The organism is Herbiconiux daphne (assembly GCF_024979295.1).
Taxonomy (GTDB): Bacteria; Actinomycetota; Actinomycetes; order Actinomycetales; family Microbacteriaceae; genus Herbiconiux; species Herbiconiux daphnes.
The window spans coordinates 1-720 of the sequence record NZ_JANLCJ010000364.1 but is presented as its reverse complement, the minus strand read 5'-3'; the positions used below and the strand labels follow the sequence as shown (position 1 = coordinate 720).

The window sequence follows — 720 nt, the reverse complement described above, 5'->3', positions numbered from 1 at the left end:
AGGCTACTACTTCACCTTGTGCTGCCAACGCTACGCCAGCATTGATGTAGTACACACCAGCAATCTTCTCTTCGATACTGGCTTCAGATACTGTCTGTCCCATTACTGTTTACCTTGGTTGATGGTAACACCAGCACGCTGAGATTCTGCTTCAGCAATCTTCACGCGAGTTTCACGCTCAGCGGTGACTGTCTTACGCAGTTCTTCAACCTGCTCTTTGAGGAACTTAATCTCAGAGTCTTTGGCAGCACTGTTCGCATTCAGTTCAGCAATAGCAACTTTGTGCTCAGCTTCTTTAGCAGCTACCGCAGCATTCAGTGCAATACGACCCTGAGTTTCTGCTTTGCTTACTGCTTCAGCGATGGCATCAGCATTACTGGTTTCAGCTTCAATCAGTGCCTGACGAACCTGAGTCAGTTCAGCCGGGGTAATGGTAACGAAGCCACGAGCTTTGAGCAGTTGCTCCAGCACTTTGTCTTCATTGTCCAGCACGCGAATACGCAGGTCAGATTTGGCTTCTGCGAACTTCTGGTCGAACTCTGCATTGATGTTATTCAGTTCGTTCTGACGGAACAGGATTTCACCAGCCAGACTTTCAGATGAAGCAGTCAGGCTTTGCAGGTCGTTCAGTACTTTGGTCAGATCGGTAGTAGCTTTGACGATACCTTTGGTTGAGCGGTCAGTGACGGCAGAGAAATTCTTAACTTCGGACATGTGGAC

General features: G+C 48.3%; 1 protein-coding gene. It reads right to left on the bottom strand.

Features of this window, described 5'->3' with window-relative positions; genetic code table 11:
• Positions 1-102: 102 nt before the first annotated feature.
• A partial coding sequence (locus tag N1032_RS25275) for a hypothetical protein (protein WP_259543340.1) occupies positions 103-720 on the bottom strand: 618 nt, incomplete at its 5' end.